The sequence below is a fragment of the Cellulosimicrobium cellulans genome (genome assembly GCF_007679345.1).
Classification (GTDB): Bacteria; Actinomycetota; Actinomycetes; order Actinomycetales; family Cellulomonadaceae; genus Cellulomonas; species Cellulomonas cellulans_A.
On record NZ_VEGH01000020.1, the window covers coordinates 1 to 19,930 of the forward strand.

At 72.9% G+C, this 19,930-nt stretch carries 16 protein-coding genes; 15 read left to right on the plus strand and 1 reads right to left on the minus strand.

Annotated features, from left to right (window positions below; translation table 11 throughout):
- Nucleotides 1-115: 115 nt before the first annotated feature.
- Complete coding sequence (locus FS882_RS19325; protein ID WP_316043659.1) at nt 116-2,353, minus strand: MMPL family transporter; 2,238 nt, start codon at nt 2,351-2,353, stop codon at nt 116-118.
- A gap of 111 nt (nt 2,354-2,464) precedes the next feature.
- Here FS882_RS19325 and FS882_RS19330 point away from each other — a divergent pair, with 111 nt between their 5' ends.
- From FS882_RS19330 to FS882_RS19400, 15 genes are all read left to right on the plus strand, one after another.
- Nucleotides 2,465-3,889, plus strand: coding sequence for a replication-associated recombination protein A (locus FS882_RS19330; protein ID WP_158375645.1), 1,425 nt, complete (start codon nt 2,465-2,467; stop codon nt 3,887-3,889).
- A 225-nt stretch (nt 3,890-4,114) separates the two neighbouring features.
- The gene (gene rpsD / locus FS882_RS19335) at nt 4,115-4,741 is read left to right on the plus strand and encodes a 30S ribosomal protein S4 (protein ID WP_147793637.1); all 627 of its coding nucleotides are present in this window, start codon (nt 4,115-4,117) and stop codon (nt 4,739-4,741) included.
- Nucleotides 4,742-4,913: 172 nt separating this feature from the next.
- Nucleotides 4,914-5,276 carry a DUF948 domain-containing protein gene (locus FS882_RS19340; protein WP_147793636.1) on the plus strand — a complete coding sequence of 121 codons (363 nt, stop codon included), beginning with the start codon at nt 4,914-4,916 and terminating at the stop codon, nt 5,274-5,276.
- Nucleotides 5,273-5,794, plus strand: coding sequence for a hypothetical protein (locus tag FS882_RS19345; RefSeq protein WP_158375647.1), 522 nt, complete (start codon nt 5,273-5,275; stop codon nt 5,792-5,794). The genes FS882_RS19340 and FS882_RS19345 overlap by 4 nt, the downstream gene beginning before the upstream one ends.
- A gap of 128 nt (nt 5,795-5,922) precedes the next feature.
- Entirely contained in the window at nt 5,923-8,625 is a 2,703-nt protein-coding gene (gene alaS, locus FS882_RS19350; RefSeq protein WP_158375649.1) for an alanine--tRNA ligase, read from the plus strand.
- Nucleotides 8,626-8,630: 5 nt separating this feature from the next.
- Complete coding sequence (gene ruvX / locus FS882_RS19355) at nt 8,631-9,248, plus strand: Holliday junction resolvase RuvX (protein WP_316043660.1); 618 nt, start codon at nt 8,631-8,633, stop codon at nt 9,246-9,248.
- Nucleotides 9,245-10,399, plus strand: coding sequence for an endolytic transglycosylase MltG (mltG, locus tag FS882_RS19360; protein WP_262348420.1), 1,155 nt, complete (start codon nt 9,245-9,247; stop codon nt 10,397-10,399). Before ruvX ends, mltG begins: the two co-directional genes overlap by 4 nt.
- Nucleotides 10,396-11,346, plus strand: coding sequence for a shikimate dehydrogenase (locus FS882_RS19365; RefSeq protein ID WP_158375651.1), 951 nt, complete (start codon nt 10,396-10,398; stop codon nt 11,344-11,346). Before mltG ends, FS882_RS19365 begins: the two co-directional genes overlap by 4 nt.
- Before the next feature lie 134 nt (nt 11,347-11,480).
- The gene (locus FS882_RS19370; protein WP_158375653.1) at nt 11,481-13,160 is read left to right on the plus strand and encodes a GspE/PulE family protein; all 1,680 of its coding nucleotides are present in this window, start codon (nt 11,481-11,483) and stop codon (nt 13,158-13,160) included.
- 106 nt (nt 13,161-13,266) lie between these two features.
- Nucleotides 13,267-14,781 carry a type IV pilus twitching motility protein PilT gene (locus FS882_RS19375; RefSeq protein ID WP_262348421.1) on the plus strand — a complete coding sequence of 505 codons (1,515 nt, stop codon included), beginning with the start codon at nt 13,267-13,269 and terminating at the stop codon, nt 14,779-14,781.
- The gene (locus FS882_RS19380) at nt 14,781-16,022 is read left to right on the plus strand and encodes a type II secretion system F family protein (protein ID WP_158375655.1); all 1,242 of its coding nucleotides are present in this window, start codon (nt 14,781-14,783) and stop codon (nt 16,020-16,022) included. The genes FS882_RS19375 and FS882_RS19380 overlap by 1 nt, the downstream gene beginning before the upstream one ends.
- 250 nt (nt 16,023-16,272) lie before the next feature.
- Nucleotides 16,273-16,713, plus strand: a complete 441-nt coding sequence (locus tag FS882_RS19385; RefSeq protein WP_158375657.1) for a type IV pilin protein — start codon at nt 16,273-16,275, stop codon at nt 16,711-16,713.
- A gap of 249 nt (nt 16,714-16,962) precedes the next feature.
- Entirely contained in the window at nt 16,963-17,403 is a 441-nt protein-coding gene (locus FS882_RS21770) for a prepilin-type N-terminal cleavage/methylation domain-containing protein (RefSeq protein WP_158375659.1), read from the plus strand.
- 91 nt (nt 17,404-17,494) lie between these two features.
- On the plus strand, nt 17,495-19,267 hold the full coding sequence (locus FS882_RS19395) for an Ig-like domain-containing protein (RefSeq protein WP_158375661.1): 1,773 nt from the start codon (nt 17,495-17,497) through the stop codon (nt 19,265-19,267).
- Nucleotides 19,264-19,929: a type II secretion system protein gene (locus tag FS882_RS19400; RefSeq protein ID WP_187365389.1), complete on the plus strand. Its 666-nt coding sequence runs from the start codon at nt 19,264-19,266 to the stop codon at nt 19,927-19,929. The genes FS882_RS19395 and FS882_RS19400 overlap by 4 nt, the downstream gene beginning before the upstream one ends.
- Nucleotide 19,930: the final 1 nt, after the last annotated feature.

Sequence of the window (19,930 nt, forward strand, 5' to 3'; positions counted from 1 at the left end):
CGGCGCGGGCGCTGGCGCAGGCGCGGGCCGGCGGTCGGGCGCGGGCGCGGCCCGGGGGCAGCGGCGGGCGCGAGGCCGGCCCGTCGCGGAGCGGGCCGCGCGCGCGGCGCTGGGGTCAGTGCGTGATCGCCAGGCGGGCGTGCAGCCGGCGCAGGGGTGCCGGGGCCCACCAGTTCAGGTCGCCCAGCACGGTCATCGTGGCGGGCACCAGCAGCAGCCGGACCAGGGTCGCGTCGATCAGCACCGCCACGGCCAGCGAGAAGCCGACCTCCTTGATCACCAGCAGCTCGCCGGCGACGAACCCCGCGAACACCGCGATGATGATCGCCGCCGCGGAGGTGATGACCCGGCCGGACCGCTGCAGCCCGAGCCGGACGGCCACGTCGTTGGGCGCCCCGGCGTCGTGCAGCTCCTTGATCCGGGACAGCAGGAACACCTCGTAGTCCATCGCCAGCCCGAAGGCGAACGCGATGACGAGCGCGAGCACGTAGGTCTCGATGCCGCCGGTGGGGTCGAACGCGAGCAGCCCGGACAGGTGCCCGTCCTGGAACACCCAGACCAGCACGCCGAGCGACGCGCAGAGCGACACGATGTTGGTGAGCAGCGCCTTGATCGGCACCAGCACCGAGCCGGTCATGAGGAACAGCAGCACGAGGGTGGCGACGGCCACGATGCCGAGCGCCCAGGGTGCGCGGTCCACCAGCGCGTCGGTGAAGTCGATCTGGTTCGCGGCCTGCCCGCCGACGTAGGCCTCGAACGGCAGGTCCAGGTCCCGCAGCTCGTGCACGACCGCCTGGGCGTCCGCGCCGCCGGGGTCGTCGGTGTCGGGGCGCACGCCGATCACGACGACCGACCCGCGCGCGACCGGCGCGTCCACGGAGGCCACGCCGTCCAGCGCCTCGAGGTCCGGCACGACGGCCTGCGCGTCCGCGACGGACGTCCGGGCGACCACGGGCACCGCGGCCGAGGTGGACGCGGGGTACTGCTCGGCGAGCACCTGCACGTACTCGCGCTGCGGGCTGGACCGGGGGAGCAGCTCGGTGGTGGAGTTCCGCAGCTCGAGGTGCAGCAGCGGGGTCGCGAGCACCAGCAGCACCGCCAGCGAGCCGCCCATCACCCACCAGGGGCGCCGCTGCACGCGCGCGGCGAGGCGGGAGAACACGCCCTCCTCGCGCTCGACGTCGGCGGTGCGGGCCAGCACGGCGCGCACCCCGGGGACCCGGGACAGCACGCTGGGCCGCGCGAGGCGACGGCCCGCCAGCACGAGCAGCGCGGGCACCAGGGTCAGCGCCGTGGCGACGGCGAACACGATGACGGCCACGGAGCCGGCGCCGAACGCCCGGAGGATGTCCTGCCGGAACACGAGCAGGCCGGCGATCGAGATCGCGACGGTGAGCGCGGAGAACGCGACGGTGCGGCCCGCCGTGGACATGGTGGTGAGCAGCGCGCCGACCACGGCCCCGTCGCCGCGCCGCCGCCGGGCGGACCGGCCCTCGTCGTCGCCGAGGGTCTTGCCGAGCTCCTCGCGGAACCGGGAGACGATGAGCAGGCCGTAGTCGATCGACAGGCCGAGGCCGAGCACGGTCACCACGTTGACCACGGACGACTCCAGGTCGTCCATGAGGTACGACAGCCCGACGAGGGCGCCGAGGCCGCCCGCGATCGACGCGATCGCGCCGGCCAGGGGCATCGCGGCCGCGAGGAAGCCGCCGAACACCAGCACCATGATGAGCAGCGCGACCGGCAGCGCGATCGCCTCGCCCGTGGTCAGGTCCTGCTCCACCTGGTCCGTGATCGCCGAGACGATGAGCGAGGTGCCGCCGACGAGCCCGGTCGCCTCCGGGGCGACGGCGTGCAGCGCGTCGGGCACCGCCTCGAGCCGGTCGCGCAGCTCGCGCAGCGCGGCCGACTCGGCGTCGTCCGACAGCTCCGGGTCGAGCTCGGCGACCAGGAGGAACCCGTCGCCGTCCTGCGCCAGCAGCGGCGCCGCGGCCGGGTTCGCGGGGCCCTCGGGCAGCACGAACGGGTCGATCACCGACACCACGCCGTCGACCGCGGCGACGTCCTCGCGGGCGGGTGCCAGCGCCTCCGCCAGCCCCTCGGTCGCGGGGTCCGCGCCCTGCACGACGAGGCTGAGGGACGCGCCGGACGTGCTGGTGGAGGCGAGCAGCTCGCTCGCGGTCGCGCTGTCCGAGCCGGGGACGACCGGCTCGCCGGTGCTCAGCCGGTCGAACAGGTTCTGCCCGCCGACCCCGACGAGCGCCACCGCGAAGCAGCCCGCGGCGACGACGACCCACACGAGCACCGTGAGGCGGGGGTGGCGGGCGACCAGGCGGCCGAGGCTCTCGAACACGCGGGCCAGCATCGCAGGCCCGGCGCCCCTCGCGCACCACCGGTCCCGCGCGCCCCACCCGTCCCGGCCCCGCGGCGCGGCGTGTGGGACCGCGCCCGTAGGCTCGTGGGCATGGATCTGTTCGACGCGGTGACCTCGACGGCGCAGGGCACGCCCGCCCCGTCGGCCGGGGCGCCGCTGGCGGTGCGCATGCGCCCGCGCAGCCTGGCGGAGGTCGCCGGGCAGGAGCACCTGCTGGTACCGGGCTCGCCGCTGCGGCGGCTGGTCGAGCCGGGCGACGCCACGGCGCGGCGGGCGGCCCCGTCCTCGGTGGTGCTCTGGGGCCCGCCGGGCACGGGCAAGACGACGCTCGCGTACCTGGTCGCCACGACGTCCGGCCGCCGGTTCGTCGAGCTGTCGGCCGTCACCGCCGGCGTGAAGGACGTGCGGCAGGTCGTCGACGACGCGCGGCGCCGGCTGGCGTCCGACGGCTCGGAGACGGTGCTGTTCATCGACGAGGTGCACCGGTTCACGAAGGCCCAGCAGGACGCCCTGCTGCCGAGCGTGGAGAACCGCTGGGTGACGCTCGTCGCGGCGACGACCGAGAACCCGAGCTTCTCGGTGAACTCGCCGCTGCTGTCCCGGTCGCTGCTGCTGACGCTCAAGCCGCTCGAGACGGACGACGTCCGGGCGCTGATCCGGCGGGCCGTCGAGGACGAGCGCGGGCTCGGCGGTGCGGTCGTGCTCACCGACGACGCCGAGGAGCACCTGCTCCGGCTGTCCGGCGGCGACGCGCGCAAGGCGCTGACGATCCTCGAGGCGGCGGCGGGCGCCGCGCTGGCCGACCGGGAGGCGCGGCTGGCGGACCCGGACGTCGACCTCGGGGAGGACGCGGACGCCCCCGCGGTCGTCGACCTGGCCACCACCGAGCGCGCGATCGACGTCGCCGCCGTCCGGTACGACCGGGACGGCGACCAGCACTACGACGTGATCAGCGCGTTCATCAAGTCGGTGCGCGGCTCGGACGTCGACGCGTCGCTGCACTACCTCGCCCGGATGATCGCGGCGGGGGAGGACCCGCGGTTCATCGCGCGCCGGATCGTCATCTCGGCGTCCGAGGACGTGGGCATGGCCGACCCGAGCGCGCTGCAGACCGCGGTCGCCGCGGCGCAGGCCGTGCAGCTCATCGGCATGCCCGAGGCGCGGATCATCCTGGCCGAGGCCGTGGTGCACCTGGCGACGGCGCCGAAGTCGAACGCCGCGTACAACGGGATCAACGCCGCCCTCGCCGACGTGCAGGCGGGCCGGCTCGGCTCGGTGCCCGCGCACCTGCGCGACGCGCACTACGCCGGCGCCAAGCAGCTGGGCCACGGCAAGGGCTACCTGTACGCGCACGACCACCCGCACGGGATCGCCGCCCAGCAGTACCTGCCCGACGACCTGGTGGGCACGCGGTACTACAGCCCGACGGAGAACGGCTACGAGCGTCAGGTCGGCGAGCGGCTCGGCCGGATCCGCTCGGTGCTGGACCAGGCGCCGCCGCCGACGGACGGGTGACCCGGGCTGGCACCGCGCCGTCCGGGGCCGCATTAGGCCCAGCGACGCGCACCCGGTAGAGTTGCACGGTCGTCCGCACCCGGGGTCTCCCCGTGGGTCAGCCGGACGACCGCCTGGGGTCCTAGCCGCGTCCGCCTCGTACGGACGCACGGAGGTCGGCCCCACGCCCCGCCCGGGAGCAACCGGGCACGGGTGTGCCGTACGAGAAACGACAGGAAGAACCACATGAGCAACGTGACGCGTGCGCGTCGCCAGGTGCGCCTCTCGCGCGCCCTCGGCCTCGCGCTCACCCCGAAGGCCGTCAAGCACTTCGAGAAGCGCCCCTACCCGCCCGGCGAGCACGGCCGCGCCCGCCGCCGCACCGAGTCCGACTACGCGGTGCGTCTGCGCGAGAAGCAGCGTCTGCGCGCCCAGTACGCGCTGCGTGAGAAGCAGCTCGCCCGTGCGTACGAGGACGCCCGCAAGGCCCCGGGCCTGACCGGTGAGGCCCTGGTCGAGGACCTCGAGACCCGTCTCGACGCGCTGGTGCTCCGCGCCGGCTTCGCCCGCACCATCCTGCAGGCGCGCCAGGTCGTGACCCACCGCCACATCCTCGTCGACGGCAAGATCGTGGACCGTCCGTCCTTCCGCGTGAAGGAGGGCCAGACCCTGCAGATCAAGCCCAAGTCGCAGACCACCGTGCCGTTCCAGGTGGCCGCCGCCGGCGCCCACCGCGACGTGCTGCCGGCCGTCCCGGGCTACCTGGACGTCCAGCTCGAGAAGCTGTCGGCCGTGCTGGTGCGCCGCCCGAAGCGCGCCGAGGTCCCCGTGACCTGCGACGTCCAGCTGGTCGTCGAGTACTACGCCCGCTGAGGCACCCCGCACGCACGACCGCGACGCCCCCGCACCGCCCGTCACCGGGCCGGCGCCGGGGCGTCGCGGCGTTCCGGCCCGCGGACGCGGCCGGGCACCCGGCGCGGCACCGTCCGCCGGGTAGGGTTCACCCGACGTCGGACGACGTCGGGACGACGCAGAAGGGCTGGCCATGCTGGGAGACATCGCGGGGCTCATCGCGGCCATCGCCTTCGTGCTGCTGGTGGGTGCGCTCGCCGTGCCGCTGGTGAAGCTCGGCCGGGTGCTGGACGAGACCCGGACCTCGGTCAAGGAGATCACCGAGCACACGGTGCCGATCCTCGACGAGGCCGCGACCACGGTGTCGTCCACGAACACCCAGCTCGAGCGGGTCGACGCGATCACCACCTCGGCCGCCCAGATCACGCAGAACGCGTCGGCGCTCACGTCGCTGTTCGCGGCCACCGTCGGCGGGCCGATGATCAAGGTCGCCGCCTTCAGCTACGGCGTGCGGCGCGCCCTGTCCGGCCTGGGCCGCGGGCGGTCCGGGCGATGAGCCGGCTGCTCTGGGTCGCGGTGGGCGCCGTGGCGGCCGTCGCCGGCGCCAAGCGGCTCGGCCTGCTGGACGACCTGACGGGCGCCCCCGCCGGGCACGGCGCGCACGCCGACGGCTCGGCGACCGGCGCGGCGGGGACCGCCCGGGCCACCGCCGGCACGGCCGCCCGCGCCGCGCGCACCGCGTTCCGCGCGGGCGCGACCACCGCCGGCGCCGTGCGGTCGCTGTCCGACGCGCGCCGCGAGTTCCGCACCGGCATGGCCGAGCGCGAGGCCCAGCTGCGGCACGACCTGGTCGGCGACGTGGACGTGGACGCGATCCGCGCCGCGCGCGCCGGGCGCCGCGCCGCCGACCGGGAGGCGGAGCACGACGCCGGCGGCGCCGTCCCGCCCGCCTGGCACCGGGACCCCGAGGCCCGCGAGGCGGCCCGCGCCGCCCGCGCCCGCAGGGGCTGGGCCGACGAGCCCACGGACGACCCGGCCGACGGCGACGGCGACCTGCCGTACTCGTTCTACTGACCTGCACCTCGCGGCCCCTAGGCTGCACCCGGTCGCCCGCGCGGGAACACACCCGCGGCGCGCGACGCTGAACCACGAGAACGGGCAGGGGCCCGCGACCCCCGCCACCCGACCCAGACGAGGACACCATGCGCACCGCCGAGATCCGCCAGCGTTGGCTCGACTTCTTCGAGGCCCGCGGCCACGCCGTGGTGCCGTCGGCCCCGCTGATCTCGCCCGACCCGTCGACGCTGTTCGTCATCGCGGGCATGGTGCCGTTCATCCCGTACATGCTCGGCGAGCAGACGGCCCCGTGGCCGCGCGCGACGAGCGTGCAGAAGTGCGTGCGCACCCTCGACATCGAGGAGGTCGGCAAGACCACGCGGCACGGCACGTTCTTCCAGATGAACGGCAACTTCTCGTTCGGCGACTACTTCAAGGAGGGGGCGATCACCCACGCGTGGGAGCTGATCACCACTCCGCAGGACCAGGGCGGCTACGGCTTCGACCCCGAGAAGATCTGGGTCACGGTCTACGAGACCGACGACGAGGCGGCCGCGCTCTGGAAGAAGATCGCCGGCCTGCCGGACGAGCGCATCCAGCGCCGCGGCATGAAGGACAACTACTGGTCCACCGGCGCGCGCGGCCCCGCGGGCCCGTGCTCGGAGATCTACGTCGACCGCGGCCCGGAGTACGGCGCCGAGGGCGGCCCGGTCGTCGACGAGGACCGGTACATCGAGATCTGGAACCTCGTGTTCATGCAGTACGAGCGTGGCGACGGGGGCGGCAAGGAGAACTTCCCGATCCTCGGCGAGCTCAAGCAGAAGAACATCGACACCGGCATGGGCCTGGAGCGCGTCGCGTTCCTCCTGCAGGGCGTCGACAACATGTACGAGATCGACGAGGTCTTCCCGGTCATCGAGGCCGCGCAGCAGCTGTCCGGTCGCCGGTACGGCGCGGACCACGAGGACGACGTCCGGATGCGCGTCGTCGCGGACCACGTGCGCTCGGGCCTGATGCTCATGGGCGACGGCGTCGTGCCGTCGAACGAGGGCCGCGGCTACGTGCTGCGCCGCCTGCTGCGCCGCGCCGTCCGCGCGATGCGCCTGCTCGGCGTCGAGACCCCGGCGCTGCCGACGCTGCTGCCGGTGTCCCGCGACGCGATGTCGCCGTCGTACCCGGAGCTGGCGCGCGACTTCGACCGGATCGCCAAGGTCGCGTACGCGGAGGAGGAGGCGTTCCTGCGCACCCTCACCGCGGGCACCTCCATCCTCGACCTCGCGGTCTCCGAGGCGAAGTCCACGGGCACCGGGACGCCGAGCGCGGCCCCGCTGCTGTCGGGCGAGAAGGCGTTCCAGCTGCACGACACCTACGGCTTCCCGATCGACCTCACGCTCGAGATGGCCGCCGAGCAGGGCGTGTCCGTCGACGAGAAGGCGTTCCGCACGCTCATGCAGGCGCAGCGCGACCGCGCCCGGGCGGACGCGCTGGCCAAGCGCGCGGGCCGCACGGACACCGCGGCGTACCAGGACCTGCACGCGACGCTGAGCGGGTCCGGGGCGAAGCCGGTGGAGTTCGTCGGCTACGACCGCAGCACCTCCCGCTCGCGGGTCGTCGGCCTGCTGGTCGACGGGCAGCCCTCGCCGGCGGCCACCGCGCCGGCCGAGGTCGAGGTCGTCCTGGACGTCACGCCGTTCTACGCCGAGATGGGCGGCCAGCTGGCCGACCACGGCACGATCGTGCTGGACGGCGGCGCGACCATCGAGGTCGACGACGTGCAGGCGCCGGTCAAGGGTCTGCCCGTGCACCGCGGCCGCCTGGTCGAGGGCACCGTCACGCTGGACGAGCCGGGCGTCGCGTCGATCGACACCGCGCGCCGCATCGCGATCAGCCGCGCGCACACCGCGACGCACATGGTGCACAAGGCCATCCAGGAGTCCCTCGGCCCGTCGGCCACCCAGGCGGGCTCCGAGAACGCGCCCAGCCGCGTCCGCTTCGACTTCCGCGCCGGCCAGGCGGTCCCGCAGGGCGTGCTGTCCGAGGTCGAGGAGCGGGTGAACACCCGGCTCCAGGAGAACCTCGAGGTCACCGACGCGGTCATGCCGATCGCCGAGGCCCGCGCGCTCGGCGCCATGGCGCTGTTCGGCGAGAAGTACGGCGACCAGGTCCGCGTCGTGTCCATCGGCGGCGACTGGTCCCGCGAGCTCTGCGGCGGCACGCACGTGCGGCAGTCCGGCGAGCTCGGCCTGGTCACCCTGCTCGGCGAGGCCTCGATCGGCTCCGGCGTCCGCCGGGTCGACGCGCTCGTCGGCGACGGGGCGTACGGGTTCCACGCCAAGGAGCGCGCCCTCGTCGGCCAGATCTCCGGCCTGCTCGGGGCGCGCCCCGACGAGCTCGCCGACCGGGTGTCCTCGCTGATGACCCGCCTCAAGGAGTCCGAGAAGGAGCTCGCGGGGCTGCGCGCCGCGCAGGTGCTCGCGATCGCCGGCTCGCTGGCGTCCTCGGCGGCGGAGATCGGCGGCACCCGCGTGGTCACCCACGACGCGGGCGAGGTCGCCGCGGACGACCTGCGCACCCTGGTGCTCGACGTCCGCTCCCGCCTCGGCGAGTCGGCCCCGGCCGTCGTCGCTGTCGGCGGCGTGGCCAAGGGCCGCCCGGTGGTCGTGGTCGCGACGAACGCCGCGGCGCGGGAGAAGGGCGTCCGCGCGGGCGCCCTGGTCAAGACCGCGTCCGCCCTGCTCGGCGGCGGTGGCGGCGGCAAGGACGACCTGGCGCAGGGCGGTGGAGCCGACGCCGCCCGGCTGCCCGAGGCGCTCGCCGGCATCCGCGAGGCGATCGGAGCGGGGGCCTGAGCCCCGTGGCCGGCACCCCGGGCGCGGCCGAGACGCCCGGCGTGCCGGACCCCGACGCCGTGGTGCGCGGGGCCCGGCTCGCCGTGGACGTCGGCTCCGTCCGGGTCGGCCTCGCGGCCAGCGACCCGGACGGCTTGGTGGCCACGCCGGTCGACACGCTGCCCCGTGACACCCGCCCGCCGGCACCCGGCGCGCTGCCCTCGGACGTCGCCACGATCGTCGCCGAGGTGGCCGAGCGGTTCGCCGCGGCGGTCTACGTCGGCCTCCCGAAGCACCTGTCCGGGACCGAGGGCTCGGCAGCACAGGCCGCACGCGCGTACGCTGGTGCGCTGGCGCAGGCCGTCGCACCGGTTCCGGTGCGGCTGGTCGACGAGCGGATGAGCACGGTGTCCGCCCATCAGGCGCTGCACGCGTCCGGCAGGTCCGGGCGTCGTCACCGGGCGGTCGTCGACCAGGCGGCCGCGGTGGTGATCCTGCAGACCGCGCTCGACGCGGAGCGCTCCACGGGCCGCCGGCCCGGCGAGCGGGTCACGGCGACCCGCCCGGAGCGCCCCGAGGGGGAGCGCCCGGGGGGTCCGCAGGAGGACGGACGAGCAGGACACACCGAAGGGACGACCGAGTGAGCGACCTGTTCCTCGGTGCTCCGCAGCAGGAGCACCACGAGGCGCCCCCGCCCTCGCGCCGCTCGCGCCGCGACTCGCAGGAGCAGCGGACCAAGCAGCGCAAGCACCGCCGTCGGCGCACGTTCGTCGTGCTGCTGCTCGCGCTCGTCCTGGTCGGCGGCGCCGGCTTCGTCGTGTGGAGCGTGTTCGGCGGGCTGTTCTCCGGCTCCGGCGGCGAGGAGACCGTCCAGGACTACCCGGGGCCCGGCAGCGGCGAGACCCAGGTGGTCGTCGCGTCCGGCGACACCGGCGGCGCCATCGGCCAGACGCTGGTCGACGCGGGCGTCGTCGCCACCACGAAGGCGTTCACGAGCGCGTACGCGGCCAACCCCGCCGCGACCGGCATCCAGCCCGGCACCTACACGCTCCAGCTCGAGATGAAGGCCAGCGACGCGGTCAACGCGCTGCTCGACCCCGCCAACCGCGTCTCGAACCGGGTCACCATCCCCGAGGGCTACACCGCCCAGCAGATCTACCAGCGCGTCTACGAGGTCACCGGCATCACCGTCGAGGACCTGCAGGCCGCCGCGGCCGACCCCGCCGCGATCGGGCTCCCGGCCGAGGCCGGCGGGAACGTCGAGGGCTGGCTGTTCCCCATGACCTACGAGGTCGAGCCCGGGTCGAGCGCCGCCAGCGTGCTCTCGCAGATGGTGGCCCGCACGACGGCGCTGCTCACCAGCAAGGGCGTCGCGCAGGACCAGTGGGAGACGGTGCTGAACAAGGCGTCGATCGTGGAGCGCGAGGGCAAGCTCGACGAGGACCGGCCGAAGATCGCGCGGGCGATCGAGAACCGCCTCGAGATCCAGATGCCCCTGCAGGTCGACGCCACCGTGCTCTACGGCGTCGGGGTGACCGGTCGCTCGCCGACCCGCGCCGAGCTCGACGACGCGTCCAACCCGTACAACTCGTACAAGACGACCGGTCTGCCGCCGACCCCGATCGCCAACCCGGGCGAGGCGTCCATCGACGCGGTCATCACGCCCGCGGACGGCCCGTGGCTGTTCTGGGTCACGGTCAACCCGGACACCGGCGAGACCAAGTTCGCCGAGACCTACGACGAGCACCAGACCTACGTGAACGAGCTCAGGGCCTGGGAGGACGCGAACCAGTGACCTCCGGCTCAGCGCGCCGGGCGGCCGTCCTCGGCCACCCGATCGGGCACTCCCTGTCGCCGGTCCTGCACCGGGCCGCGTACCGGGCGCTCGGGCTGGACTGCTGGTCGTACGACGCGGTCGACGTGACCGAGGAGCAGCTGCCGGCGTTCGTCGGCGACCTCGACGCCACGTGGGCCGGGCTCAGCCTCACCATGCCGCTCAAGCAGACCGTGCTGCCGCTGCTCGACCACGTCGAGCCACTCGCGGGCGTCGTCGGCGCGGTGAACACCGTGCTCGTCCAGGCCGGCGGGTCGGGACGACCGGTGCTGACCGGCGCCAACACGGACGTGCACGGCATCGTGGCGGCGCTCTCGGAGGGCCTCGCGGCCAGCGAGGGCGGCGCCGGCGCGGCGCCGGGGGAGCGGCCGCCCGCGCGGAGCGCCGTCGTCCTCGGCGCCGGCGCCACCGCGGCCTCCGCCCTGGCCGCGCTGGCCGAGCTGGGCTGCGCCGCGCCCGTCGTGCTCGCGCGGTCCCTGGGCCGGACCGGTGCGCTCGCGCGCGCCGCGCACCGCATGGGCGTCGAGCCGGTGTTCCGGTCGCTCGACGGCGCGCTCGACGCGATGGCCGGTGCCGACCTGGTCGTCTCGACCCTGCCGCCGCGCGCGGCGGACGGCCTGGCCTCCGGGCTCGCCGCCGGTGCCGCGCACGCCCCCCGGCCGGACGCCGTCCTGCTCGACGTCGCCTACGACCCGCGGCCCACCGCGCTGCACGCAGCGTGGCTCGGCGCCGGCGGCGTCGCCGTGCCGGGGGAGCGGATGCTGCTGCACCAGGCCGCCGAGCAGGTGCGGCTCATGACCGGGCGGCCCGGCCCGCTCGCGGCGATGGACGCCGCGCTCGGCGCGGCGCTCGACGGGCGCGCGGACGGCGCGGTCGACGGCTCGGCGACGGGCACCGCCGCCCGCTGACCGGGGGTTTCACCCGCGCCACGACCGTCGCGCGCCGGACCCGTGCCCGCCGGACCCTCATCTCCCCGCGCCGACCTGCCGATGGGCCCTACGGGGCCGGTGCACCTGCCTGCCCCGGACGAAAGGGCAACGGGGTGAAGCAGCTCGGCGAGATCCTGCTGGACGAGGGCCTGGTCAGCGAGGCGCAGCTCATGGCGGCGCTGGACGAGCAGATGGCCCGGGGGCAGTCCCTCGGCCGGACGCTCGTCGAGATCGGGGTCCTCACCGAGGGCCAGCTGGTCGCCGCGCTGGCCCGCCAGGTCGGCATGGCGTTCGTCGACCTCGACGAGTACCAGGTCGACCGCTCCGCGGTGTCGATGGTGCCCGCCGCGCTGTGCCGGCGGTACACGGTGCTGCCCGTCGGGTTCCAGGACGGGGCGCTCGTGCTCGCCACCGCCGACCCGGGCAACGTCGTCGCGGTCGACGACGTCCGCACCGTCTCGGGCATGGCGGTCCTGCCGATCGTCGCGACCTACGAGAACCTCAGCCGCGCGATCGAGCGGTTCTGCCGCGCCGACGGCGAGATGGAGGACCTGTCCTCGGCGTTCGAGGAGGAGCACCAGTCCCAGCAGGCCGAGGTCGACCTGTCGAACATCGGCAACGCCGTCGAGGACGACGCCCCGATCGTCCGGTACGTCAACCTGCTGGTGACCCAGGCGATCTCCGACCGGGCCTCGGACATCCACATCGAGCCCACCGAGCACGACCTGCGCGTGCGGTACCGGATCGACGGCGTGCTGCACGAGATGCAGCGCTCGCCCAAGCAGATCCAGGGCGGTGTCATCTCGCGCGTCAAGATCATGTCGGACATCGACATCGCCGAGCGCCGCAAGCCCCAGGACGGCCGCATGTCCGTCACCCACAACGGTCGCAAGATCGACCTCCGCGTCGCCACGCTGCCGACCGTGTGGGGCGAGAAGATCGTCATGCGGATCCTGGACAACTCCACCGCCTCGCTCGACCTGCGGGACCTGGCGTTCCTCGAGCAGAACTACGAGACGTACCGCGAGGCGTACACCAAGCCCTACGGGATGATCCTCGTCACCGGGCCCACGGGGTCCGGCAAGTCGACCACCCTCTACGCGACCCTGAACGCGGTCTCCAAGCCGGAGATCAACGTCATCACCGTCGAGGACCCGGTCGAGTACCGGCTCGCCGGCATCAACCAGGTGCAGGTCAACCCCAAGGCCGGCCTGACGTTCGCCGGAGCGCTGCGCTCCATCCTGCGGTCCGACCCCGACGTCGTCCTCCTCGGTGAGATCCGCGACCACGAGACCGCCCAGATCGCCATCGAGGCGGCGCTCACCGGCCACCTCGTCCTCTCGACGCTGCACACCAACGACGCCCCGTCCGCGGTCACCCGGCTCACCGAGATGGGGATCGAGCCGTTCCTGGTCGGCTCGGCGCTCGACGCCGTCGTCGCCCAGCGGCTCGCCCGGCGGCTGTGCGCCAAGTGCTGCGAGTCCTACACCCCGACCGAGACCGAGCTCATCGGCGCCCGGTTCCCCTGGGTGCCGGGCGAGCCACTGCCCGAGCTGTTCCGCCCGGTCGGCTGCGTCGCCTGCTCCCGCACCGGGTACCGCGGGCGCGTCGCCCTGCACGAGGTGATGCGGGTGACGGAGGACATCGAGCGGCTCGCCGTCGCACGCGCCTCCGCGGCCGAGATCGGTGCCACCGCGCGGTCGCAGGGGATGATCACGCTCCGCGACGACGGGTGGCAGAAGGTCGCGCTGGGGCAGACGTCGGTGGAGGAGATCCTGCGGGTCGTCGCGTGACCGGGTGGTGCGGGGGCCGATCGCTCAAGAACGGCGGGGCTCCGACCGATGAGAGCGAACGACACGGCGCCGCAGGTCGGCGGGCCGGAGTGCGAGGGGTGGAGCGGTGAGCGAGTACGACACGCCTGAGCCGTGGCAGCAGACGCAGGCGCTGCCGCCGTACGTGCCGGGTGGCTCCGGTGCGCCGGCCGCGTCGGCACCGGTGCCGACGATGGCGCCGCCCGCCGCGGCCCCCGCGGCTCCCGGGCCGCGTGGGTACGGGATCCCGTCGCCCGCCGCCCCGCCCGCCCCCGGTGGGGCGTACCCCGTGGCGCCGCCGACCGGGTCCCCGGTGCCGGGCGTTCCCGCACCCACGTCCCCGGTGCCGGCCGCCGGGCACGCACCGGTCGCGCACACGGGGCAGCCCCCCGCGCGCCCCGCCGCGGCGCCGGGCACCCGGGCGGCGCTCCGCACCGGCGGCGTGCGTGCGGGCATGGGCGAGCAGTCGCGCGACGGCGACCTCGACCTCGAGGGTGCGCTGCACGCGATGGTCGCGGCCGGCGCCTCCGACCTGCACCTCACGTCGGGTGCCGCGCCCACGATCCGGCTGTCCGGCTCGCTGGTGCCGCTCGAGGGCTACGACGTGCTGCAGCCCGAGGCGCTGCGCCGCACCCTGTACTCGGTTCTCACCCAGAAGCAGCGGGAGAAGTTCGAGGCCAACCTCGAGCTGGACCTGTCCTACGCCGTGCGCGGCCTCGCCCGGTTCCGCCTCAACCTGTACCAGCAGCGCGAGTCCATCGGTGCCGCGTTCCGCGTGATCCCCTACGAGATCAAGCCCCTGGAGCAGCTGGGCGTCCCGCCGATCGTGGCGACCTTTGCGGGCCTGCCGCGCGGCCTGGTCCTCGTGACCGGCCCGACCGGATCCGGCAAGTCGACCACGCTCGCGTCCGTCATCGACCTCGCCAACCGCACCCGGTCGGACCACATCATGACGGTCGAGGATCCAATCGAGTTCCTGCACCGGCACAAGAAGGCGCTGGTCAACCAGCGCGAGGTGGGGGAGGACACCCACTCGTTCGCCAACGCGCTCAAGCACGTGCTGCGCCAGGACCCCGACATCATCCTGGTCGGCGAGATGCGCGACCTGGAGACCATCTCCGTCGCGCTGACCGCAGCCGAGACCGGCCACCTCGTGTTCGCGACCCTGCACACGCAGGACGCGGCGCAGACCATCGACCGCATCATCGACGTCTTCCCCTCGGGGCAGCAGGCGCAGGTGCGCACGCAGCTCGCCGGCGCGATCCGGGGCGTCGTCAGCCAGACGCTGTGCAAGCGCGCGAGCGGAGTCGGCCGGTCGGTCGCCACCGAGGTGATGGTCGCGACCCCTGCCATCCGGAACCTCATCCGCGAGGGCAAGACCCACCAGATCTACTCGGCCATGCAGGCCGGTGCCCAGCAGGGCATGCACACCATGGACCAGCACCTCGCCGAGCTCGTGAAGTCGGGCGCGATCACCTACGAGGTCGGTCTCGAGAAGTGCCACCACATCGAGGACTACAACCGGCTGACCGGCCGGTTCTCCGGCCAGTCGCAGGGCGCAGCCGGCCTCGGTCCGGACTCGTACGGGATGCAGGGACACTGATGGCCACCACCACCGCCTCCGGCGCCAGGACGTTCGAGTACGCCGTCCGCGACCGCGAGGGCAAGCTCGTCAAGGGACGCGTCGACGCGGCCAGCGAGACCGCCGTCGCCCACCGGTTGCGGGAGATGGGCCTCGCCGCGCTGTCGATCGAGGAGGTCAAGACCACCGGCCTCCAGCGGGAGATCTCGATCCCGGGCCTCGGTGAGCGGATCACCCTGAAGGACCTCGCGGTCGCGGCCCGCCAGCTGGCCACGATGATCAACTCGGGGCTCTCGCTGATCCGTGCGCTGGCGATCCTCGCCGATCAAACCGAGTCGAAGCCGCTCGCCAAGGTCGTCGCCCAGGTCCGGACCGACGTCGAGACGGGCGTCGCGTTCTCGGTGGCGCTCGGCAAGCACCCGATCGTCTTCCCGCCCCTGATGATCAACATGGTCAGGGCCGGCGAGGTCGGCGGATTCCTGGACGAGGTCCTGGTCTCCGTCGCGGAGAACTTCGAGTCCGAGGTGAAGCTGCGCGGCAAGGTCAAGAGCGCCATGACCTACCCCGTCGTGGTGTTCATCATCGCGATCCTGGCGGTCGTGGGCATGCTGCTCTTCATCGTGCCGATCTTCGCGACCATGTTCTCGTCTCTCGGCGGCGACCTCCCCGCCCCGACCCAGTTCCTCGTGGTGCTCTCGGGGATCATGAAGTGGGCGATCATCCCGCTCGTGATCGCGGTGATCCTGTTCGCCGTCTGGTGGGGCAAGCACAAGAACGACCGAGCGGTGCGGGAGAAGGTCGACCCGGCCAAGCTGAAGCTCCCGGTCTTCGGCAAGCTCTTCCAGAAGATCGCGATCTCCCGGTTCACCCGCAACTTCGGCGCGATGATCCACGCCGGCGTGCCGATCCTGCAGGCACTCGAGATCGTGGGGGAGACCAGCGGCAGCATCGTGATCGAGCGGGCCACCCGAGCGGTGCAGGAGTCCGTGCGGACCGGGCAGTCCCTCGCGGGGCCGCTGGCCCAGCACTCGATCTTCCCGCCGATGGTCGTGCAGATGATGGCCGTCGGTGAGGACACCGGCGCGCTGGACACGATGCTCGGCAAGGTCGCCGACTTCTACGACCAGGAGGTCGAGTCGACCACCGAGCAGCTCACGAGCCTCATCGAGCCGCTCATGATCGTCGTGCTCGGTTCCCTCATCGGCGGCATGATCATCGCCCTCTACATGCCGATCTTCTCGATCTTCAACCTGGTGCAGTAGCCGAGGGTCGCGCGCAGCCCCGGACGACCCAGGTCGTGCGGGGTTCCCGCACGCCCGGACCCGCACTCCCGGGTGACTGGCGAAATGTCCGACCGGTCCGATTGGCCGCGCCATTCGGGTGATTCCGGTGGACGCCGGCACGGAGCGCTCAAGTGCGCGGGTGCCGCGTCCGAAGTCATGTTCGGCGGCGGCCCCGGTGGTCGCCGGCACCTGACTCATTGGACATGGAACTGAAACAGGAGATGCGCTCATGATCGCTCGCATCCGCAAGTCGATGGACGAGAAGGACAAGGGCTTCACGCTCATCGAGCTCCTCGTCGTGGTGATCATCATCGGGATCCTGGCGGCCATCGCCATCCCGGTGTTCATGAACCAGCGCAAGAAGGCGGTCGACGCGTCGATCAAGTCCGACCTGCGCACGGTCGCCACCGCGCTGGAGACGTACTACACCGACAACCAGTCCTACGCCTCCGCCACCCAGACGGACGCCACGCTCACGATCGGCACGGGAGCGACCGCGCAGACGGTCAAGCTCAGCCCGGACAACACGATCACGGTCACCGCCCCGGCCGACGGCACCTACTGCCTCTTCGGCAAGAACGCCAAGGGCACGGGTGGTTCCACCAACGGCTACACGTACAAGAGTGCCGGTGGTCTCGTGGCCGGTACGGCCGCAGCCTCCGGCTGCTGACCGGCCCCGTCGCGACCAGGAAGCCCCGCGTGCCGGCACGCGGGGCTTCCGCATGCCACGGACGGGTGATGGAACCCGCTCCGGAATGTCGCATTTGACCGGTTAGCGTCGCCAAACGGGTGATTCCTGGACGTGGGACGCGGGTGTCGTTAAGTCGGGCCTCCCCGTACCCGAAGTCATCTTCGGCGGAGGTCCACGACCACCGGCAACTGACTCACTGGACTCGAATCTGAAACAGGAGATGCGCTCATGATGGCTCGCATCCGCAAGTCGATGGACGAGAAGGACAAGGGCTTCACGCTCATCGAGCTCCTCGTCGTGGTGATCATCATCGGGATCCTGGCAGCCATCGCCATCCCGGTGTTCATGAACCAGCGCAAGAAGGCGGTCGACTCCTCGATCAAGTCCGACCTGCGCACGGTCGCCACCGCGCTGGAGACGTACTACACGGACAACCAGGAGTACATCGCGGCCACCGGCACCGCCGGGACGATCACGCTCGGCGCCGCGGGCGCCGAGGCGACCAAGCTCAGCCCGGGCAACGTCGTCACCGTGACGGTCAGCACCGCGAAGGACTCGTACTGCATCAAGGGCACCAACCCGAAGGGCACCGACACCACCAACGGGTTCTTCTACTCGAGCAAGGGCGGCGGCCTCATGCCCGCCGGCACCACCGCCTGCACCCCGTGACGTCGCAGGTCGGCTGAGCAGCACGGCGAGGGCCGCGGGCGGGAGAACCGCCCGCGGCCCGGCCGCGTCGCGAGAGAAGGAGCACAAGAGCATGGACCGCGCACCCGCCCGCCGCTCCGACGACGGCTTCACCCTCGTCGAGGTCATCGTCGCGCTCGCCCTCATGTCCGTGGTCGCGACCGCGGCCCTCTACTTCTTCCTCGGTGGCACGCGCGCGGTCACGCACCAGCAGCGCTCCCAGAACGCCGTGGTCGTGGCGAACGAGGCGATGGAGCTGGCGTACAGCGCGGCGGCGAAGGCGGACGGCAACGGCACGAGCGGGCTCGTCAAGGGCCGGAGCCAGAGCCAGGTCACGGCCGCGTGGACCGCTCTGGCGTCGAAGGGCATCGAGGGCTACTCGACGACCTACCCCGCCTGGGACCCGGCGGGCGCGGGCACGCAGGCCGTCGACATCACCCGGCACACCAAGCTCAGCGGGGTCGACTACGCCGTCACCACGCTCATCGGCACCTGCTACCGCAGCACGGCGACCGCCTCGGCGCCCTGCTCGATCATCGGGCAGAACCCGCCGTCGTCGACGCCCGCCGGCTACGCCCGGCTCATGCGCGTGATGACGTACGTGACCTGGGACGACGCCGGCAACACCTGCGGGAGCGACGGCTGCTCGTACCAGGTGTCCTCGCTGATCGACCCGAACGCCGACCTGACCTGGAACAACACCACCAAGCCGATCGCGGTCGACGACGTCGCGCTGGTCAACGTGGGGCAGTCGGTCGACATCGACGTGCTGAGCAACGACATCATCGGGGTCCTCGTGTCGAATCCCGTCCGGAACCTCACCGTGACCAAGGGGACGGGGACGGTCACGCTGCTGTCGAGCGGGAAGGTCCGGTTCACCGCGCCCACCACGGCGTCGGGCAAAATGACCTTCACCTACTCCCTCAAGGACCAGGCGGGGCGCGAGTCGAACGTCGCGACGGTCACCGTGTCGGTGTACGGGCAGGCGGTGCCGGACTCGGCGTCCACCATCAAGAGGCGCCCGATCACGATCGGCGTGGGCGCGAACGACCGCGGCACGCCGGCGACGATCCAGATCACCAAGCAGCCCGCCAAGGGCACGGCGACCCCGTCCGGGTCGTCGGTGGTCTACGACCCGGGCGACAACATCGGGACCTTCACGTTCGAGTACCAGTTCACCGACGCGGACGGCCTGCCGAGCTCGACGACGACGGTCACCGTGGTCGTGAGCGACTGGCCGCCGCCCCAGGCGGCGAACCTCATCGTCGACGTCCCGGCGACCGTGCTCGGGTCGACGCTGGACCTGGGCATGCTCACGAAGACCAACAACCCCGAGGGCTACCTGGTCGAGATCCTGTCGAGCAACATGAGCCAGGGCCGGCTCGTGGTGGACGGCCGGGACTACAACGCCCAGACCAACCGCAAGGGTGGCACGGTCGGCTACACCCAGCAGGGCAACGTGCTGGGGATCTGGACCTTCCAGTACCGGGTGCTCACCCCTGACTCCTCGCAGTGGACGGCGACGCGCACCGTGACGCTCCGGATCATGCCGGTCGCGGCGGCGGACACGTTCAAGGCCGACAGGAACAGCACCGTCGGTCTGAACATCGGAGCCAACGACGCCCCGATGAACTACGGCGGGACGGTCGGGCTCTCACCGATCAGGAGCAACCCGAGCTGCGGCTCGTTCCCCACCGCCCAGAACGACTTCCAGAACGGGGTCGTCAGCTTCAGGACCCCCGATCAGAACAAGTTCAGCTGCACGTTCACGTACACGCTGCAGGGCACCGGCGCCTACGCGGAGCTCAAGTCGAACACGGTGTCTGTGACGGTGACGAACAAGTGAGGAAGCTGATCCGGACCCTCCGGCGCGGCGACGACCGCGGCCTCACCCTGGTCGAGCTGATCGTCGCCATCGGGATCTTCTCGGTGGTGGTGGCCGTCTGCATGGCGGGCATCGTCATCATGACGCGCAGCACCGTGCGGGCGGACGTGGTCGCCGGCTCCGGCGACGCCGCGCGCACGGCCTTCCAGCGCATGGAGCGCCAGGTGCGGTACGCGGAGTCGATCAACTACCCGGGGGTGGGCCCGAGCGGCGCCCGGTACGTGGAGTTCCGGACCGGCGCCACCGTGTCGAGGTCCGGCGTCGCCACGTGCACGCAGTGGCGGTGGGTGCCGAGCACCGGCGCGCTGCAGATGCGCTCCTGGAACGACACCTCGAGCCCGAGCGTCTCGGCCTGGAGCACGCTCACCTCGGACGTGCTCCCGGACGCCGACACGTCCGGTCGCCCCTACCCGTTCGAGGTGTCCGCGGCGACGGGGACCTCCCCGCGCCAGACGCTCACCCTGCGCATGCGCGTGGGCAACGCGACGGTCGACGCGGGAGTGGACAGCGAGACCACCTTCGTCGCGCGGAACTCCAGCACGAAGTCGGTGAGCAACGCGGACACCGACGGCGACGGCCAGTCCGACACGAAGGTCTGCATCACGGGGACGGGACGGGAGTGAC